The organism is Solidesulfovibrio sp. C21 (genome assembly GCF_047785625.1).
GTDB lineage: Bacteria > Desulfobacterota > Desulfovibrionia > Desulfovibrionales > Desulfovibrionaceae > Solidesulfovibrio.
In genome coordinates this window covers 72,487-91,238 of record NZ_JBLODY010000003.1, presented here as the reverse complement: position 1 = coordinate 91,238, position 18,752 = coordinate 72,487, and the positions used below count along the sequence as shown (strand labels likewise).

Annotated in this window: 14 protein-coding genes; all 14 read right to left on the bottom strand. The window is 65.2% G+C overall.

What is annotated here, in order from left to right; genetic code table 11:
• Positions 1-32 precede the first annotated feature (32 nt).
• Entirely contained in the window at positions 33-347 is a 315-nt protein-coding gene (locus ACMZ6R_RS01825) for a hypothetical protein (protein WP_416109052.1), read from the bottom strand.
• Positions 348-455: 108 nt separating this feature from the next.
• Complete coding sequence (locus tag ACMZ6R_RS01820; RefSeq protein ID WP_416109051.1) at positions 456-1,181, bottom strand: response regulator; 726 nt, start codon at positions 1,179-1,181, stop codon at positions 456-458.
• 54 nt (positions 1,182-1,235) lie between these two features.
• Complete coding sequence (locus ACMZ6R_RS01815; RefSeq protein ID WP_416109050.1) at positions 1,236-3,245, bottom strand: ATP-binding protein; 2,010 nt, start codon at positions 3,243-3,245, stop codon at positions 1,236-1,238.
• 12 nt (positions 3,246-3,257) lie between these two features.
• Positions 3,258-4,550, bottom strand: coding sequence for an ABC transporter substrate-binding protein (locus ACMZ6R_RS01810; protein ID WP_416109048.1), 1,293 nt, complete (start codon positions 4,548-4,550; stop codon positions 3,258-3,260).
• 385 nt (positions 4,551-4,935) lie between these two features.
• Complete coding sequence (locus ACMZ6R_RS01805; protein WP_416109047.1) at positions 4,936-5,658, bottom strand: 4Fe-4S dicluster domain-containing protein; 723 nt, start codon at positions 5,656-5,658, stop codon at positions 4,936-4,938.
• 12 nt (positions 5,659-5,670) lie between these two features.
• The gene (gene fdnG, locus ACMZ6R_RS01800; protein ID WP_416109045.1) at positions 5,671-8,715 is read right to left on the bottom strand and encodes a formate dehydrogenase-N subunit alpha; all 3,045 of its coding nucleotides are present in this window, start codon (positions 8,713-8,715) and stop codon (positions 5,671-5,673) included.
• A 167-nt stretch (positions 8,716-8,882) separates the two neighbouring features.
• Complete coding sequence (locus ACMZ6R_RS01795) at positions 8,883-9,743, bottom strand: transposase (protein ID WP_416109044.1); 861 nt, start codon at positions 9,741-9,743, stop codon at positions 8,883-8,885.
• A 201-nt stretch (positions 9,744-9,944) separates the two neighbouring features.
• The gene (moaA, locus tag ACMZ6R_RS01790; RefSeq protein WP_416109043.1) at positions 9,945-10,949 is read right to left on the bottom strand and encodes a GTP 3',8-cyclase MoaA; all 1,005 of its coding nucleotides are present in this window, start codon (positions 10,947-10,949) and stop codon (positions 9,945-9,947) included.
• Entirely contained in the window at positions 10,946-11,557 is a 612-nt protein-coding gene (locus tag ACMZ6R_RS01785; RefSeq protein ID WP_416109041.1) for a molybdenum cofactor guanylyltransferase, read from the bottom strand. The genes moaA and ACMZ6R_RS01785 overlap by 4 nt, the downstream gene beginning before the upstream one ends.
• A complete protein-coding gene (locus ACMZ6R_RS01780) occupies positions 11,554-12,264 on the bottom strand; it encodes a formate dehydrogenase accessory sulfurtransferase FdhD (RefSeq protein ID WP_416109039.1) in 711 nt (236 codons plus the stop codon). Before ACMZ6R_RS01780 ends, ACMZ6R_RS01785 begins: the two co-directional genes overlap by 4 nt.
• Before the next feature lies 1 nt (position 12,265).
• Positions 12,266-13,150: a formate dehydrogenase accessory protein FdhE gene (locus ACMZ6R_RS01775; RefSeq protein WP_416109038.1), complete on the bottom strand. Its 885-nt coding sequence runs from the start codon at positions 13,148-13,150 to the stop codon at positions 12,266-12,268.
• Between the two features lie 192 nt (positions 13,151-13,342).
• The gene (locus tag ACMZ6R_RS01770) at positions 13,343-14,800 is read right to left on the bottom strand and encodes a multiheme c-type cytochrome (protein WP_416109037.1); all 1,458 of its coding nucleotides are present in this window, start codon (positions 14,798-14,800) and stop codon (positions 13,343-13,345) included.
• Between the two features lie 41 nt (positions 14,801-14,841).
• Entirely contained in the window at positions 14,842-15,387 is a 546-nt protein-coding gene (locus ACMZ6R_RS01765; protein ID WP_416109036.1) for a cytochrome c3 family protein, read from the bottom strand.
• 406 nt (positions 15,388-15,793) lie between these two features.
• Complete coding sequence (locus tag ACMZ6R_RS01760) at positions 15,794-18,508, bottom strand: HAD-IC family P-type ATPase (RefSeq protein ID WP_416109035.1); 2,715 nt, start codon at positions 18,506-18,508, stop codon at positions 15,794-15,796.
• Between the last annotated feature and the right edge of the window lie 244 nt (positions 18,509-18,752).

Here is an 18,752-nt window from a genome sequence, read left to right as displayed (position 1 = left end):
AACCTCCAAAACCCAATCCCGGCGGGCCGCGCTTACGAGGAAACCCCGTCGCCGCCACGGGCGGACGATTTCCCGAAAAGTGTCAGCAGCCAGATACAGCAGGTTACGGCCGCCGCCTGATACACCACGTCCTGGCCCATGACCCAGACCAGGGCCGTGCGCGGCGCGCCGTCCGGGAGGCGAAACACCCAGCGCACCACGATGTCCGGCAGAAAATCGCCCAGCGGCCAGTCGAACCACAGCCCATCGCGCCACGCCACGAAAAGCTTCATGCCGCACAAGGTGTATAAAGCCGCGAGACTGACCCATAGGCAGCCCCGGCCGAGGACGTCACTTCGGGTTGTCATGAAACCGCCCGTATCCGGTCGCCGTTTTGCGGTAGCGGCACTATAGGTGGGGCGGGCCGGCCTGTAAACGCCCGTGGCGCGTCTTTCTCCCCGAGAGAGGCCGCGCGGTCAACCGACGGGTTGCGCGGCAAGGTGCTCCATGGCCGCCTGGCGGTCCGCAAACCGGGGGGCGCGGCCGGTGACGCCGAGCCGGTCAAGCACCTTGGCGAAATTGTCCGAAAGGCCGCAAATCGCCGCCGGGCGGCCGCTCCCCTCCTCCGTGGCCTGCAACAGCAGGTCGAGGCCGGCGCCGTTGATCGAGGCATCGGGGCTGAAGGCGAAAAGCAGTTTCCCGGCATCGGCCAGTTCGCGCATGGCCCGCGTCAGGTAGGGCTCGGCCTCGCCGGTCAGGTTGCCCCGGATGACCACGACCCCCACGTCCCCGGCCCGTTCCACGCCGACAGGCTCGCCGTCCCCGGCCGCGCCGGCCTGGTCCAGCCGGCCATTGGCCCGGGCCAGGGCCGCTTCCAGGGCCTCGCGCCGGATGGGCTTGTCGATGAAGTCGGTGGCCCGAAGCCCGAGCGCGGTCAGGGCCAGATCGACATCGCCATGCCCGGTGATGACGATCACCTCGGTGCGGGGACGCATTTCCTTGATCGCACGCAGCACGGCCAAGCCGTCCATGCCGGGCATCTTGATGTCGGTGAGGACGATGGGCGGCTCTTTTTCGGTGAAAACGACCAGCCCCTCCTCGCCGCTGGCGGCCGTCAGCACCGGATACCCGTAGGCCCCGAGGTAGAGCTCGAACATCTGGAGCGTCGGACGCTCGTCGTCGATGACCAATATGGTTCGCATGCCGTACTCCCGGGGATGACGGGGCCTCATGTTTGCAGGCAGCCGGGTCCGCCGTCAAGACGGCGCGCCGCCCAGGGCGCCTTCCGCAATCGGGAAGCTCAGGCGGAAAAGACTTCCCCCACCCGGGGCCTCGTCGACCGTGATGTCTCCGCCGTAATCCTTGACGATGCCGTAGGTGATGGCGAGCCCCAGGCCCATGCCCTGGCCGGTCTGCTTGGTGGTGAAAAACGGTTCGAAGATCTTGTGCCGCTTGGCCTCGGGAATACCGCAGCCGGTATCGGCCACGGTCACCGTCACCCGCAGCCCTTCCCGAAAACAGCGGATGCGCAGCCGCCTGCCCCCTGGGTCCCTGCCCGGACAGCCGTTTCCCACCATGGCGTCCCGGGCGTTGACCACGAGGTTGAAAAAAACCTGCTCCAGCCTGTTGGCATGGGCCCGTATGGGCGGGACGGGACGCAAATCCAGGTCGATCCCGATGCCGGCCAGGGACAGTTCGTGGCCGATGATGGCAAAGACGCCCCGGATGGGCACGGCGATGTCCACATCCTCCAGGACCGGCTCGGACTTGCGGCCGAAGTCGCGCAGATGGCCGATGATGGCGGCGGCGCGGTCCACCTGCTCGCTGATCTGGGCGGTGACGGCCAGCAGGTTTTCCAGGGGCGGCGGCTTCCCGGATTCGGCCACCAGACGCAGGTAGTCGCTGCCCATCTTGACGGCATTGAGCGGCTGGTTGAGCTCGTGGGCTATGCCGGCCGACATTTCGCCCAAGGTCTTCATCTTGCTCGCCTGGATGAGGTGGGCGTCCTTTTCCACCTGCTCGGTGATGTCGGTGGTGGAAAAAATCACGGCGTCGCGGCCCCGGTAGGCGATGCGGCAGGCGTGCAGGTTGACGAAAAGCGGCGTGCCGTCTTTTCGCACATGGCGCAGCTTGGCGAAAAGCACCCGGTCCGGGGCGTCGCGGTCCTGCAAATAGGCCGAGATCCCGCCCGGGGGGCCGTCGGACTCCAGCACCCCCACCGGCCGGCCGACCAGCGCGTCCCGGGGATAGCCGTAGACGTGCTCGGCCTGGGAATTGGCGTCCAGGATGCGGCCGGTCGCGGTGTCGACGACAAAGACCGGATCGGGGTTGCTGTCGAAAAGGGAGCGGTACTTTTCCTCGGATTCCCGCAACCGGCGGCGGTAGAGCCGCATGCTCCAGATCATGTTGCCGAAGGACTCGGCGAGCTGGGCCACCTCGTCGCCGCCGCCGCCCTTGCGGTAGAAACGACACTCCCGACAGGTGGGGACATTGGCCGGATTGTCGGGGCTGCCCTCCCCCGCGCTCTGGTCGAAATGCCAGCAGGGAAGGTCCGTGTCGGCATAGGCCGGGCAATCCCGGGGCGCGGTCTCGCGCAGGCCAAGGAGCATCGCCGGCTCGTCCAGACTGCCGCGACTGACGGCGTCGGCGGCCTTGGTCAACCGGGAGATGGGCCGGGCCACGGCATTGGAAAGACGCAGCACGATGATGAACATGACCACGGTCACGGCGGCGATAAAGCCCAGGAAGGTGGTGCGCAACGTGCCGACCAGGGAATCGATGTGGCTTTTGGAAAGCCCCACGTGGACCGCGCCCAGGGTGTAGATGCCCTCGCGCACGGGCACGGCGATGTCGATGGCCTGGTTGCCCTCGAAATGGACCAGCCTGATGCGGGACTCGACGCCCTCGGGCAGCGGATTGACCCGCAAAAGCGCCTTGGGAAAGGTCCGCATGAAGGTGTTGGCCAGAATATGGCCGTCGGTGTTCTCGATGAAAATGTAGGAAACGAGGATGCGCCGCTCGCCAAGCTGGGCCGCGTCGAACACCAGGCTGACGAGATTGGCCCGGTCCTTGTCCAGAATGTAGCCGCTGGCCCGTTCGGCAATGCTCTGGCCGATGGCCACGCCGCGCTGCTCCAGTTCGCGGTTGAGGCTCGTGACCAGTATCCAGCGGGCGAGAAGCGCGATGACGGCGCTGACCAGGAGCACCACGGCCATGGCCCCGCCGAACATCTTGAGCTTGAGGCTTATGCGCCGCTTGGAAAACATGCCGCCTGTCACCTACCGCGCGGTCGCGGGCGCGCCCGTTGCGTCGCCCTCGCCCGTCGCCGGCGCGGCAAGCGAAGCCTTGAGCCGCTTCCAATCCGTGACCAGACGGAACACGCCGTGATCGAAGCGGGTGAAATAGACGCGCTCCATGCCTTGATGCCGGTTCGGGCCGAAACTGACGGAGCTGGCGATGCCCACGGAGAAATTCTCGATGGAATCCACGGCGTCGATGAAGCGCTCGCGCGTCAGGTCCCGCCCGGCCCGGCGCAGGCCTTCGATCAGCACCTGGGCGTTGACGTAACCCTCGAGGCCCACAAGGTTGGGGCTTTCCTTGGGGAAATAGCGGGCCAGATCCCGGGCGTACTCCTCCACCCCGGAGAGCAGCGAGACCGACTCGGGCAGACCCGGCGGCGGCACCACCTGGGACATCACGAGCGGCACATTGCTTTGCCGGCCAAGGATGCGGGCGATCTCGTCGGCTCCGACAAAGGACACGGCGTAAAAAAGCCCTTTGTAGCCCCGACTGCTGGCGAGGGTTATGGCCTTGGCGCAGGGGCTGTAGGCCCCAATCATGACGATGGCCTGGGGACCCGCATCCAGGATGCGCGAAATCCCCTCCTCCACGTCCATGGTGCCCCGGATGTAGGAGCCGCGCGCCACCGGAGCCAGCCCATGGGCCTTAAGCGCCATTTCCGTGCCCTTGAGCCCGTCGAAGCCGTAGGCGTCGTACTGGTAAAAGACCGCCACCCGTTCGATGCCCAGGTCCTTGACCAGATGCGTCACGGCGGCAGCGGTTTCCTGGTAATAGGACGGCCGGACGTTTATGATGTAGCGCCGCGAGGGGGTGCGCAGGGCATCGGCTCCGGTGAAGCTTCCCACCAGCGGCACCTTGGCCTCTTCCAGCATGGGAATGATTTTGACCGTGGTCGGCGTGCCCACGTAGCTGAAAAGACAGAACACCTGGTCGTCGACAATGAGCCGTTGGGTGTTGGCCACACAACGCGGCGGATCGTAGCCGTCGTCCAGGGCCAGGACCTTGATCCTGCGCCCGGCCACGCCGCCGGCATCGTTGACGGCGTTGATGCGGGCCAGGGCTCCGAAAAGTGTCTGCTTGCCCAGATAGCTGGCATGGCCCGTGAGCGGCAGGGACGAGCCGACGAGCACGGAATCGGAAGTCACGCCGGGCACGCGTGCGTCCGCGTTCTCCGGAGCGGGCTTTCCGGAACAGGCGGCCAGGGTCAGCAGGCAACAAGCCAGCACGATGGCCAGCAGGGTGTGCGTCGTTTTGGCGGGCATATCCAGCATACCCCGGGAATAGCAGATTGCCGTCGTCGGTCAACCGGCCGCCTCCGGGGAGCCGTGGCAGCGGCTCCCCAAAGCGGACACGGCGGGACGTTGCGGAGCGTTCCCGATTACCAGTTTTTTGCGGATAATGCGTTTGCTCGGGAGGCGGCGGGGTGTGCCTGCCGCGCGCGGCGCATATTCGAAGAATACGCCTTCGCGTCCGGCACACCCCACCGCCCCCCCTGACCGCACGCCCCCATACCTGGAAACAACCCTCCCACGACACCGGAGGCGACAGCTCGAACCCTTGTCGCTCCCAGCATCATTGGAAAATTGAGGAAGGGGAGAGCGCGAGAGGGGACAACCCTTTTTAAAGGGTTTCCCCTCTCGCACCCTCTTCCCCTCCCTAACCAAATGCGCGCAACGGGCGCAGCACCTTGGCCAGGAAGGCCTTGCGGCTCAGCACGCTCGGCGCGGCGTCGCCGTACTGGACATATTTATAGTAGGAGCTCGGCGGCTGCGGGCACAGGAAGATGGCCCGCACCGTGGAAGCATCCACCAGTTCCGCCTGGGGGTACCTGGGCTTGAGCGTGGCCAGGCGATTTTGGGCCAGGGTCAGCATGTCCTCGCGGTCGCCGAAGTTCATGGTCCCGGTCGGACAGGTCTTCACGCACGAGGGGAGCAGGCCGGCATGGACCCGGTCGTTGCACATGTCGCATTTGTACATGAGCCTGGTCGCCGGATCGACGCGGGGGATGTCGTAGGGACAGGCCTCGCGCACGGCATCGGCCGTGAGCCCCTTGGTCTTTTCGGTGAAGACCACGGCCCCGGTCTCCGGGTCCTGGACGATGGCGTCGGGAATCTCGGAATCCCCCACCATCTTGCAGGGCGCGTCCAGGCAATGCCGGCATTGGTCCGGGAAGAACAGCCAATGGAACTTGCCGTCAATGGTGGTCTCGGTGAAACGCACGACCTTGAGCGTCTGCCAGGAAAGGTCGGGCGGGTTCTGGTGGGAGCCGATATTTTTCGTGGGTTCCACGGGCTTGTTCTTCCACTGCTTGCAGGCCACCTGGCAGCCCCGGCAGCCGGTGCAACGCGACAGGTCGATAAAGAAGCTTTTTCCGTTCATGGCCGTTCTCCCTTACGCCTTTTTCACGTTGACCATGAAGGCCTTGGTTTCGGGGATGCCCGTGTTGGGATCGCCGACGGACGGGCACAGGATGTTGGCCGAATCGCCGCCATCCTTGGGCCAGGTCCAGCCGTAGTGCCAGGGCACGCCCACCTGGTGGACGGTATGCCCCATGACGGTAAAAGGCTGGAGGCGCTCGGTGACGATGGCCTTGGCCCAAAGCGAGCCGCGAGTGCTTTCGAGGATCACCTTGTCGCCGTTGCCGATGCCGCGCATCTTGGCCAGTTGCGGGCTCATTTCGCAAAACATCTGCGGTTCGGCCTCGAGCAGCCAGGGCGAGTTGCGGGTCATGACGCCGGTCTGCCAGTGCTCGGTGACCCGGTAGGTCGAGCACACGAAGGGATAGCGCGGATCGCAGGTGGCATGGACCTCGGTCGGGCCGGCGAACTTGAGGGCCGCAGGGTTGTTGAGCTGCCTGGAGAAGGGATGCTCGCCCACCGGGCACTCGAGCGGCTCGTAGTATTCGGGCAGGGGGCCGTCGTTTCTCCCGGGGCCGAAGATCTGCCCCATGCCTTCGCTCTCCATGATGAAGGGGTACTTGCCCTTCTTTGAATCGGCCATGGGCGGCCAGCCGCCGTCGGGCACGTCGCCCACCCACTTGCCGTCCTTCCACTCGATGACCGGCTTTTGCGGCTGCCAGGGCCTGCCCTGCGGGTCCACCGAAGCGCGGTTGTAGAGGATGCGCCGATTGACCGGCCAAGCCCAGGTCCAGCCCGGATACAGCCCGATTTTGGCCTGCATGGGCGTCTGGGTCTTGTCGCGGCGGGCGGCCATGTTTTTGTCCGTGTAGGAACCGGAATAAATCCAGTTGCCGGAACAGGTGGAGCCGTCGGTTTGCAGCAAGGCGAAGCTCGGCACGGGGTCGCCGGGCTTGAAGGTCTTGTCCTTGCCGCCGACCTTGAGGGTCTTTTCCTTGAGAAACACGCCGTTTATGAGCTTGGCCACCTTGTGGCTGTCAAAGGCGTTGTTCGTGGCGAAATCCCACTTGAGGTTTTTTATCGGATCGGGGAACGCCCCGCCTTCCTTGGCGTACAGCCCCCGGATCTTCTCGAAGAGCTCGTAGATGATGTCGCCGTCCGGCTTGGTGTCGCCAAGGGGCTTCTGGGCGGCGTAGCGCCACTGCATCCAGCGGCCGGAGTTGGAGATGGAGCCTTCCTTTTCAAAGGCCACGGCGCAGGGCAGGAAAAAGACCTCGGTCTTGATCTTTTTCGGGTCCATGCCCGGGCCCTTCCAGAAGGAGCCGGTCTCGGTCTCGAAGATGTTGACCGTGACCATCCAGTCGAGCTTGGCCATGGCCTCGCGGGTCTTGTTGGCGTTGGCGGTACTGGCGGCCGGGTTCTGGCCCCAGGCGAAAAAGCCCTTGAACGCGCCCTTGTGCATGGCGTCGAACATGGACAGCCAGGAATAGTCCTTGCCCGGCTTGAGCTTGGGCAGATAACCGTAGCCGGTTTCCAGGTCCTGGTCCGGATAGAGCGACTTCACAAAGCTCGCCATGTACTTGGGCCTGTTCCCCCACCAGTTGGCGCTTTGCGGGTCCTTGGTCACGGGCGTGGTTTTCGCCTCGTACTCCGCCAGGCTGGCCAGGTTCGCATTCGGCGTCGGCAGATAGCCCGGCAGAATGTGATAGAGTAGCGCGTGGTCGGTGGAGCCCTGGACGTTGGCCTCGCCGCGCAGGGCGTTGATGCCGCCGCCGGCCACACCCATGTTGCCCAAAAGGAGCTGGACGATGGCCATGGCCCGGATGTTCTGCACGCCGACCGTATGCTGGGTCTGGCCCATGGCGTAGAGCATGGTGCCGGATTTTTCCGGGACGCCCGTGGCGGCGAAGGTCTGGTAGACGAGCTGGAGGTCGGCCTCGGGCGTGCCGCTGATCTCGGAAACCGCCTTTATGGAATAGCGATCGTAGTGCTTGCGCAGGATCTGGAATACGCAACGGGGATCGCGCAAGGTCAGGTCTTTTTTGATCCGCCCGTCCGCATCCTTGGCAAAGGCCCAGGCCGACTTGTCATAGGCGCGCTTGACCGGGTCGTAGCCCGAAAAAAGCCCATCCTTGAAGTCGAATTTGTCGCCGAGAATGAACGAGGCGTTGGTGTAATTGACGACGTAATCCTTGAAATACAGATTGTTGGCCAGGATATAGCGGATAAATCCGCCGAAGAAGGCGATGTCGGAACCCGAGCGCAGCCGGGTGAACACATCCGCGTGGGCCGAGGTGCGCGTGTAGCGCGGGTCCACGTGAATGATCTTGGCGCCTTTATCCTGGGCCCGAAGCGCCCACTTGAACGAAATGGGATGGTTCTCGGCGGCGTTGCTGCCGATAATGAGAATGCAATCCGAATTGGCGATGTCGATCCAGTGGTTCGTCATCGCCCCGCGTCCGAACGACTCTGCCAGAGCCGCTACAGTAGCGCTGTGTCAGATACGGGCCTGATGCTCGATGTAGGTAAACCCCATGGCCCGCAACATCGCCTGGTAGATCCAGCATTCCTCGTTGTCCATGGCCGCCGAACCGACCGAGGCCAGGGTCTCCACGCGGTTGACCACGCGGCCCTTGGCGTCCTTGGCGGTAAACGAGGCGTCGCGCCCCTCTTTCACCTTGCGGGCGATGCGGTCCAGGGCGAAGTCCCAGCTTTTTTCCTCCCAGTTCTCGCTATAGGGAGCGCGGTAAAGCACCTTGGTGATGCGCCGGTCGTTTTTGCCGAGCTGGTAATGGGACGCGCCCTTGGGGCAAAGCGAACCCTCGCTGATGGGATGGTCCGGGTCGCCCTCGATGTTGACCACCCGGCCCTCGCCGTTCTTGTCGGTGCTGGCGATCAGCCCGCAGCCGACCGAGCAGTAACAGCATACCGAGGTGGTCTGCTTGGTGAATTTGAGCTTGTCGGCCTGGGCCAGCGCCGCGGCCTTGGCCTGGCCGAGGTCGAAACCGAGACCGCCAAAGGCGGCCACGGCCGTGGTCGTGCCAGCGATTTTGAGAAAGTCGCGCCGATTCCATTCCATAAGCGTATCTCCTTTGCCGCCAGCACGGCGGCCTGCCCCTTTGCCGGAGCCTGCCTGTGTCGTCCTTCTTATGCTATTTTTAACATAAGCTAAAAAAAACATATATTTCGCTAATAAAGTCACTATTTATCTAAAAAAAGGGTGACAGGCGGTCAAAGAAAAAAGAATTACGCAAGATCCGGCACAAAGGCACAGATATTAGTGAGCAAAATAGGCAGGATATCTTCATCACGATGGTTGTAGCGGAATTCCAGCTCCTTGAGATAGAGCGGAAATTTGCGGGCCGTGACTCCGTGGAACCGGGCCAGCCGCTCCCGGGCATAGGGCCAGAACCCTTCCCTGCTGGGCTCGACCGAGGGGGCGCGCCCCGCCACCTCCACGAAACGCCGGGACAACACCTCCGCGCCGCAGGTCACGAGCGTGGCGTAGCGCTGGTAGCGGTCGGAATAGACGATGGCCCCGAGCCGGGAGAGCGGCAGGGAAAAGTGCAGGTTGTAGTGCAGCAGGTCCTCGGGGGTCATGTCGGGCAGGTAGTCGATAAAGACCATGCCCCCGCGCTCCAGGATGCCGAATACCGGCACGGCAGTGAGCGGCGCATCGGCCGGGACCGGGCGCAATGTCTTGCCGGAAAAACCGAGTTCGCTGCCCAGACGGCCGCGCAGCACGGCCACCCCGTCAAGGCTCTCGGCCAAAAGGGCCAGACGAATGAGCGTGGCCGCCTTGTAGGCGGTGTTGTAGGCCAAATCCAAGGCGGCGGCCATGGCGTGGGCCGTTTCCTCGGCGGCGAAAAGCGCCGCGAGCCGCAGCCATTGGCGGGCCGTCAACCCGGCCAGACCGGCGAAACGCCCGGTCAGCAGACGATAGGTGTAGCGGCAGCCGGCGCAGCGCAGCCGCCCCTCGGCCAAGGCATACGCTTTTTTGTTGCCGCAACGCGGACATACCGGCAGCCCGTCCGGCCAGCAGTACTTCTCCAGCAAGCGCCGCGCGCCCGCCTCGCTGCGTGCATGTCGGTCAATGTCAAAAGCCATTAGGGAATAAAAAACCGGGGGAAAACCTTTCTGAAGAAAGGTTCTTCCCCCAGGCCCCCTTTCCAAAGACTTTCACCAAGGGGACGGAACATCCTGTGGTCACCAATAAAAGAAAGGAGATTTAGGAAAGGGAGAGCGCGAGAGGGGAGAACCCTTTTCAAAGGGTTTCCCCTCTCGCACTTTCTTTTCCCAAAAATCATCCTAACCGCCGATGGCCGACATTTTACGGGCCTTTTTGGCGCCGCCGGGGTTTAAGACCTCGTAGCCGAGCGGCTTGTTGCGCAGGGCCAGGGCGATGACCCGGCGCACCATGGGCAGTCCGAGCTTCGGGTTTCGCAGCAGCTGGCGCAACTTGTATTCGCGCTCGGAGAACAGGCAGGTCCGCAGCTTGCCATCGGAGGTGATGCGCAGCCGGTTGCAGGTGGCGCAGAAATGGTCGCTTAGGGGCGAGATGACGCCGAATCGGCCGACGCCGTCGTCGATGCGGTACATTCTGGCCGGCCCGCCAGTGGTATGTTCGTGGGGGATGGGCGTCAGTTGCGCCGCCACCGCGGCCAGCTCCAGCACCTCCTTGGCGGCGATGTAGTTTTCCTTTTTCCACAGCGTGCCGCCGCCAATAGGCATGAATTCGATGAAGCGCACGTCCAGGGGAAAGGCTTTGGCCAGGGCCACGAACGCGGGGATCTCGTCGGTATTGACCCCACGCAGGGCCACGGCGTTGAGTTTGACCCGAAGCCCGGCGGCCAGGCTTTCGTCGATGGCCTGACGCACGGCGTCGAACCGGTCGAGGCCGGTGATGTCCGCGTATTTTTTGCGGTCCAGGGTATCGAGGGAAATGTTGACGGCCGAGACGCCGAGGGCGGCCAGGGCGGCCGGCTTGCCGGCCAGGAGCGTGGCATTGGTGGTCAGGCGCAGGTCCAGGCCCGGAAAGCGGTCCATAAGCGCGGCGATGAAATCCATGAGCCCCCGGCGGGCAAAGGGCTCCCCGCCCGTGAGGCGCAGCTTGCCGATGCCGAGTTCCCGGGCCAGCCCCACCAGACCGAGCATCTCCTCATAGCGCAGAATCTTCTCGTGCGGAATGAAGGTGAAGCTGTGCCGGGGCCGGCAGTAGAGGCAGGAGAGATTGCAGCGGTCGGTGACGGAAAGGCGCAGGTAGCTGACCTCGCGTCCCCGGCCGTCGCGCAGATGGGGTGTGACGTCGGTCATATCCGGGTCTCCATGCTCCGGGCCCGGGTCAGGTCCGGCGGCGCATTGACGTTGAAAAAGGGTCGGGCCGCGTCCGCGTCGGCCTGGCTGTAATCGATGTGCCAGCGGACCTCTTCAGGGAAAATGGCGGAAAGGCGGAGCTGCCCCTGTTCCAGGTTGCGGCGCAGACGCCCCTCCCCGGCCGGGTCGTAGATGGCGACCAGGGATTCCACGTAGCCGGTCTCGACGATCCGGTAGGTGGTCATCAGCGCGCTGGCCGGACGCTGTCGCCAGGCGGCGGCCAGTCGGTCCAGGGTCGGCTCGTCCAGAAAGGGCAGGTCGCAGGAAACGACGAGGCAGGGCCGGCCGGTCGCGGCAAGGACGGTCAATACGCCGCCGGCCGGGCCGTGTCCGGGCTGCGCGTCGGGGAGCCAGGGGGCGTCGATGCCGAAAACGGACGGATCGCGGCCGGAAACGAGCAGATCGCCGGTGACGTTTCGCACCACGCCCGCCACCCGGGCCAGAAGCGGCTGGCCGAAAAAGGACAGCCAGGCCTTGTCGCGGCCCATGCGGCTGGATTTGCCGCCGGCCAGAATCACGCCGAGCAGCGGCTGTATCGCCCCGTTCACGCGGCGATCCTCCCGGCCGCGTCGGCAAAGACGGTAAAGCGCGATTCGGCGTCCCGGGCGAAGCCGACCAGGGTGACGCCATGCTCACGCGCCAGGGAAACCGCCGCGCCGGTCACGGCCGAGCGGCTGACGATCAGGCGCAGGCCGGCCCGAAGCGCCTTTTCCATCATGGAGGCCGTCACCCGGCAGGAAAGAAAAAGGATATGTTCGGGCAAGGCGATTCCCTGGCGCAGGCCGAAGCCGGCCAGTCGGTCCAGGCAGTTGTGGCGGCCGATGTCCTCGGCCCGGGCCACGAAATCGCCCGCGCGCGGGTCATAGAGCCCGGCCCGGTGGAAACAGCCCGTGCCGTCCCACAGCCCGGGCGCGGCGATAAAGCGCGTGACCAGGGCGAGCATATCCGATGCGGCGAGCGTCCCCGGCAGGGAGGGGTCGGGTTCGGGGCGCGTATCCGGGGCCGTCTCCAGATCGAAGCACAGCCCCTCGGCCCGGGCCAGCACGGGAATGCGGCCGGGGCCGAGCATGTCCAGGGCGGCATGGCCAAGGGCCAACCCCTCGGGGTCGATAGGCGAGGCAAAAAGACGGCAGGTGCCGACGCCGTCCAGACGCACCGTGACCCGGACCTCTTCGGCCACGTCGTCGGTGATCTCGCGCCAGCGCCCGTCCTTGAACCGGCGGCAGGGGACCTCGCGAGTCAGCGCCGCGTCCACGTCAAAATCCCCAGGCGGACAACACCGGCCGGGCGTAGCCCTGGTTGCGGGCGGCGATGTCCAGGGTCAGGGACTCCAGGTCGTCGAGGCTGGGGACGCTTGGCCGATCGAGGTCGCGAAAATCGACCGTCTTGATGTAATTCCTGCAGCGCAGGCAGACATGGACGGCGTAGCCGGGCTCGTCCGGAGCGGTGAAGACCTCGAGCATCTTGTGGTCCTCCTCGCCGCAGTATGGGCACATGAGGCGCTTGGCCCGGTATTCGAGCTGGCAAAAGGAACAGGTCAGATGCCGGGCGCCGGCCTTGCCGACAAGCCGGGCCATCAAGGGCGGCGCGCCGCAGACCGGACACTGGCCGAAGTTCCAGGTGCGTTCGGCCGGGAAATGGGCGTAGGCGGCCTCGCCAATGGCGGAAAGCTGCGGGGCCAGCGCGGCCTGGACCAGAAAAGCCAGCAGGCGCGGCGCATCCGGGGTCTTTTCGCCAAAAGCGGTGAAAAAGGCGTCGTCCCCGGCCACATGGCGGGCGAAGGCGGCGCGAATATCCAATTCTCCGCTGGCCAAAGCGGCGTCGATGGCGGCCAGGCCGGCGGCCAGATGGGGCTCGTCCTCGCGGACCAGACGGGAAAGCTCGGCGAAAAACGTCGCGGCCCTGGCCGCATCGATGGGAAAGGCGTCGCGAGGAAGCATGGGCGCGCCGCGAAGCACCCGCTCGATATCCTCCAGCCGGGCGGGATCGAGCGCCACGGTGAATCCGGCCCGCTCGGTCAGCTGGGCGCGGCAGGTGGCTGCCACGAGTGTAATCATGGGCGCGGGCAGCACCGGTTTTTGAGCAATGTCGGCCAGCTTTTTTTCCAGCCGGCGACCGTATGCGGCGGCATCAAAGGGCATGGAGGCTCCTTGTCGAGAGAAATTGGCGCAGGCGACGCCGGGCCTTGGTGACAGTATGGTGACGCGGCTAAAAATAGCAAGGGGGGAAGCGCCGCCGACGGCGCGACCGGAAGGGCGGAGAAGATGTCCCGAAAAAAAGTACGGAGGCCGACGGACACGCCGTCGACCCCCGCTCTCCCTATCGTCTTCCCCTTACTGCTCTTTCGGCCCGAAGATCTCGGGCGGACGCGTGGTGTCGCCGCCGGTGCCCGGGAAGTTGTCGTACTTGTAGGCCGGGGTGTTGGTGGTGATCATGTGGTGGGCCTGTTCCCCAAGTTCGCACAGCCGCTTCTTGCATTCGTAGAACCCGTGCCACCAGGCATAGTCCGGAGCCATCATGGCCACGCCCATGCGGGCGCGCCGGCCCTCGTGGTGCCACAGTTCGTAGAAGTCCCACTGGAACTTGGTGTGGAAGAAGGGTTTCTCGTCCACGAGCTTCTTGGCGTAGAGTTCGTCGAGCAGGGCCTTGGCCGGTTTGAAATACAGCTCGTTGTAGTTTTTGACCGCCGCGTCGATGCGCGCGTAATGGTCCTCGGTCCAGGTGGCGCTGTGGCACTGGTTGCAGACGGCCTGCATCTTCTTGCGCTCCACCTCCCAGTTGTTCTTGGCCGGGAAGGGGGCGAAGTCCTGGGGCCGTATGGTCAGCGGCGCCTGCAATTCCCAGGACAGGCGCTCGGTCACGTCGTGGGTGCCGATGACCGGGCCGGAACCCGACATGTGGCAGGAGGCGCAGGTCGGGCCGCGGTAGTCCACGCCCGGCGTCCACATGCCCGGGGCCACGTTCCAGTTATAGGTGTTGCCAAAGGCGGCATAGATGTCGCCGTGCTTGGACTCGTGGTAGATCTCGGCCTGCGGATGGTCGGGACCCAGATGGCACTGGCCGCAGGCTTCGGGCTTTCTGGCGTCCATGACCGAAAAGCGGTGCCGCGTGTGGCAACTCGTGCAGCTCCCGAGACTCCCGTCCAGGTTCACGCGGCCCACGCCCGTGTTGGGCCAGGTGGAGGTTTCGAGCTCACCCTTGTCGTTGGTCTTGAGCACCGTGCCGTGGCAGGCGTAGCAGCCGGTCGTGCGCTCGGTGGCGTCGTTGAGCCCCTGGTTGAGCCAGGGGTCGATCTTCCAGATGATCTCGATGGTGTTGGCGTGCTTGCTCTTGGAATACTGCTTGACCTCGTCCGGGTGGCAGCGCGAGCAATCCTTCGGCGTGACCACGGCGGCCACGGGCACGCGGTACTCGGACGTACCCCACTTGTTGTCGGAAAGCTCGTACTGCTTGTAGTGCTTCTTGCTGACGTCGGGGTCGAAGTCCTGGGCCTGATGGCAGTCGATGCAGGTGATGTTGGCCGAGGCGTGCCGGCTGGCGGCCCAGTCGGTGAAAATCCCCGGTGTCGCCACCTTGTGGCATTCGATGCAGGCCTGTGCCTGCTTGCTCATGCCCCGCTCCAACCGAAACTCCTTGACCGCCGGGAAATTGGCCTGAACCTTGTCCCTGGCCTGGATCGCCCCTTTGACCGGCGCGTCGGCCTTTTTATCCTGGGCCAGGGAAAAAAGCGCCGTGCCCAAAATCAGCGTCGCCGCCGCCAGCATAGCCGGCCATCCGCATCTCGTTCGCATGCCCCCTCCTCCTTGTGGACGTTTCCTGCCGCAATGCCGGATCAGCCGCCCGTGCCGTCGCAGGGCAGGTAGCGGTAGTAGGGACGCGGCACGTGCACCAGATTTTGGTGGCAGTCCGTGCAGCGCTTTTCATAGCCGGGCCTGGGGTACAGCACCTGCCTGTGGGCCAACATGCCGCCCTGCTTCTTGGGAAGATACAGCAGGTTGCGGTGGCACTTGAGACACTGGTCGTTCTTGATGTCCCGGGCGGCCCTGGCCCGGTTCAGCGCATGGTCGTATTGGGACTGGTCTTCCACGAAGTGGGCCAGGACGTCCTTGGCCCCGTGTAGCGTCTTGGCAAAGAAAAAGTCGAAGGTGTCGTGGGGCGCGGGCAGGTGGCAATCCATGCAGTCGGCCACCACCCCCCGGGAGTTGTTGGTATGCGACGAGGTGCGCCAGGCATTGTAGGCGGGCTGGATCTCATGGCACGAGGCGCAAAAAAGCGGCGTCGAGGTGCGCACCATGGTGTAATAGGTCAGGCTAAAAAGAGGAAAGGCCACGATGATGCCGACCAGGACGAACAGCAGCGGCTTGCCGTACCGTTTCACAGGCAGGTCCTCCCCTATCGCTGACCGGATTCCGGCTCATGTGGCGCAAGCCACCAGACCCGGCACTGGCGCGACGACCATGCTTTCGCAAGATGAAACAGCCATCCTGACGCGACCAAAAGAGATGTTTTCAGTATCCATCAAAGTGGCGTGAGAATGTCAAGCCACCAGACGTATAAATGATCGTTTTTTCGGGATGGAATTGAGCACCGTATCGCACCATTCGCTCCATGCATCTTAATATATACACGATATGTCCCACACCGATTTTTGCCCCTCATCTTGTCCGGTTCGTTGGACGGGGCAAGAGATGACGCCTCAGGTCAAGCCGTCACCTGATGCCGAAGACGCATTTTCAGGACCGACGCAGTGCCGTTCGATTTTCTCCAAAGGCCGGGGGCCTCCCTCAGATCCGGCCCCCGGCTTTGTCGCCGTTCCCGGCGATCCGGTCGCGCCGGCGCCGGACCGCTTTTTCCAACTCGACCACGATGAAGGCGGCCAGGGCGGCCGCGCCGATCCGGAGCCAGGACGCCATCCCGATCGGGGCGGCGCCAAAAAGACGATGCATGAGCGGCGCATAGGTGAAGCCAAGCTGCAAGGCCAGCATCAAGAGCGCTCCGAAAACGATCCAGCCGTTGCTGAAAAGCCCCTGGCGGAAAATGGACTGGCTCAGGGAGCGGCAATTGAAGAGATAGACCGCCTCGATGCAAACGAAGGTGTTGACCGCCACGGTCCGGGCCACGGCCCTGTCGGCGCCCAGGGCGAGCTCCCATTCGTACAGCCCGAAGCTGGCCGCCAGGAGCAGCGCCCCGACCATGACCAGCCGGCCGACCATGGCCATGTCCAGGATGGGATGGTCCGGGTCCCGGGGCGGACGGTCCATGAGCCCGGACTCCTTGGGTTCGAAGGCCAGCATGAGGCCCAGGCAGCCGGCCGTGGTCATGTTGATCCAGAGGATCTGCACCGGCAGGATGGGCAGGGGCAGGCCGAACAGCACCGCCGCCAGGATGACCAGCCCCTCGCCGAGGTTCGTCGGCAGGGTCCAAACGATGAACTTGATCAGGTTGTCGTACACCCCCCGGCCTTCCTCCGCGGCCGCCTCGATGGTGGCGAAGTTGTCGTCGGTCAGAATCATGTCCGCAGCCTCCTTGGCCGCCTCGGTGCCGCCCAGACCCATGGCCACGCCGATGTCGGCCTGCTTCAGGGCCGGGGCGTCGTTGCCCCCGTCGCCGGTCATGGCCACGACCTTGCCCCGCGACTGCAGGGCCTTGACGAGGCGGAGCTTCTGATCCGGGGCCACCCGGGCGAAGACCGCGACATCCCCGACCGCCCGGGCGAGGTCCTCGTCGGAAAGTCGGGCGATGGCCGCGCCGATCAGGGCCCCGTCCGGGCGGTCAAGGCCCAGTTGGCGGGCGATGGCCGTGGCGGTGGCGGCGTGGTCGCCGGTGATCATCTTGACCTCGACCCCGGCGCGATGAAAAGCCGCCACAGCGGCCACGGCCTCGGGGCGCGGCGGGTCGAGCATGCCCTCGAGCCCCGTGAAGACGAGACCGCCGGCGAGCAGGCCCGGGGTCAGGCCGGAGACGTCCGCCGGGACTTCCTTCACGGCCATGGCCAGGATCCGCAGCCCCTGGCCGCCCATGCGCCCGATTTCCGCCTCCACGGCATCCCTGTCCAGGGGGACCCGTCGCCCGTCGGCGGCCATGGCCGCTTCGGAGCGGGCCAGCACGACCTCGGCCGAGCCCTTGACCAGGATCAGGCGCGGCCCGCCATACCCCCCGGCATGCAGGGTGGCCATGAACTGGAGTTCGGAGTCGAAAGGCTGGGTGTCCAGGAGGGGCGTCTGGCGGGCCGCCTCGGCCGGATTGAGTCCGGCCGCTTGGGCGGCTGTGATGAGCGCCGCTTCGGTGGGATCGCCGACAACCCCGGCCTCACTCCCGAGCCCCTCGATCCGGGAGTCGTTGCATAAAAGTCCGGTCAGAAGCGTCATGTGCAGGGCGGCGTCAGACCCGGGGCCGCCCTCGATCCCGCCAGCGGCCTCGTATCCAGCCCCAGTAACGTCCCGGGAGGTCCCGGCCGCATAGATGTGCCGGACGGTCATCCGGTTCTGGGTCAGGGTGCCGGTCTTGTCCGAGCAGATGACCGAGACCCCGCCCAGGGTCTCCACGGCCGGCAGCTTGCGGATGATGGCTCCCCGCGCGGCCATGCGCGACACACCGATGGCCAGGATGACGGTCACGGCCGCCGGGAGTCCCTCGGGGATGGCTCCCACGGCCAGGGCCACGGCGGCCATGAACATGTCGGAGGCCGTTTCCCCGCGCAAGGTCCCGACGGCGAAGGTCAGGACCGAAAGGGACAATATGGCGAGCATGAGGACGCGGCTGAAACGGGCGATTTCGCGGGTCAGCGGCGTGGCCAGCTCGTCGGCCTCGGCGGTCATGGTCGCAATGCGCCCGATCTCGGTCACGTCGCCACTGGCGACGACCACGCCCGCGCCCTGGCCAAAGACGACCAGGGTCGAGGCGTAGGCCATATCGGTCCGGTCGGCCAACACGACCTCGGCAGCAACCGCGTCCAGGCGTTTCTCCACGGGTGCCGATTCACCGGTCAGGGCCGATTCATCCACGCGCAGGCCCCTGATCGAAAGGAGCCGCAGATCGGCCGGGACCTTGTCCCCGGAGCGAAGCAACGCCACGTCGCCGGGGACAAGCCGTTCGGCCGGCAGGCGAAAGGTCCGGCCCGAGCGGAGAACGAGGGCCTCGGCGGTCATGGACCTCGCCAGGGCCTCCAGGGCCCCGAGGGCCTTGGATTCCTGGAGATAGCCGACCGCGGCGTTGATCATGACGATCCCGAGAATGACCGCCGCGTCCACGGTCTCCCCGATCGCGACGGTCACGACGCCGGCCGCCACGAGCAACAGCACGAGCGGCTGGCGCAACTGAAGCAGGAAGCGCGCAAAAGCGCTTTTTCCCTTGCGCCGGGTCAGGACGTTCGGGCCGTACGCTTCCATCCGGCGTTCGGCCTCGGCCGCGTCGAGGCCAACATCGGCGGATGTTTTGAGAATTTCGCAGACCTCGGCGGCCCCAAGGGTATGCCAGTCGGGCGAAGAAGACGTGTCCATGCTTGGTTCCTTGGCTCGGGTTCGGCCCTCGGAGATCCTGGGCAAGCCGGGGCCCCGGGGCGGCCGACCGCGCTTCGCTCTCCCCATGCGTTTTCGCCGGGCCGTCCGTTTCGTACCCCGTAATGCGGGGTACTACCAACAACCGTAGGGGTTGGGGCAAATCGACTGCATTGGTCCGGGACCGCACCGGATCGAAAGCCCGCGCGGCCGCGTCGCCGCATGTAAAAAACAGGTCACGCGTCAT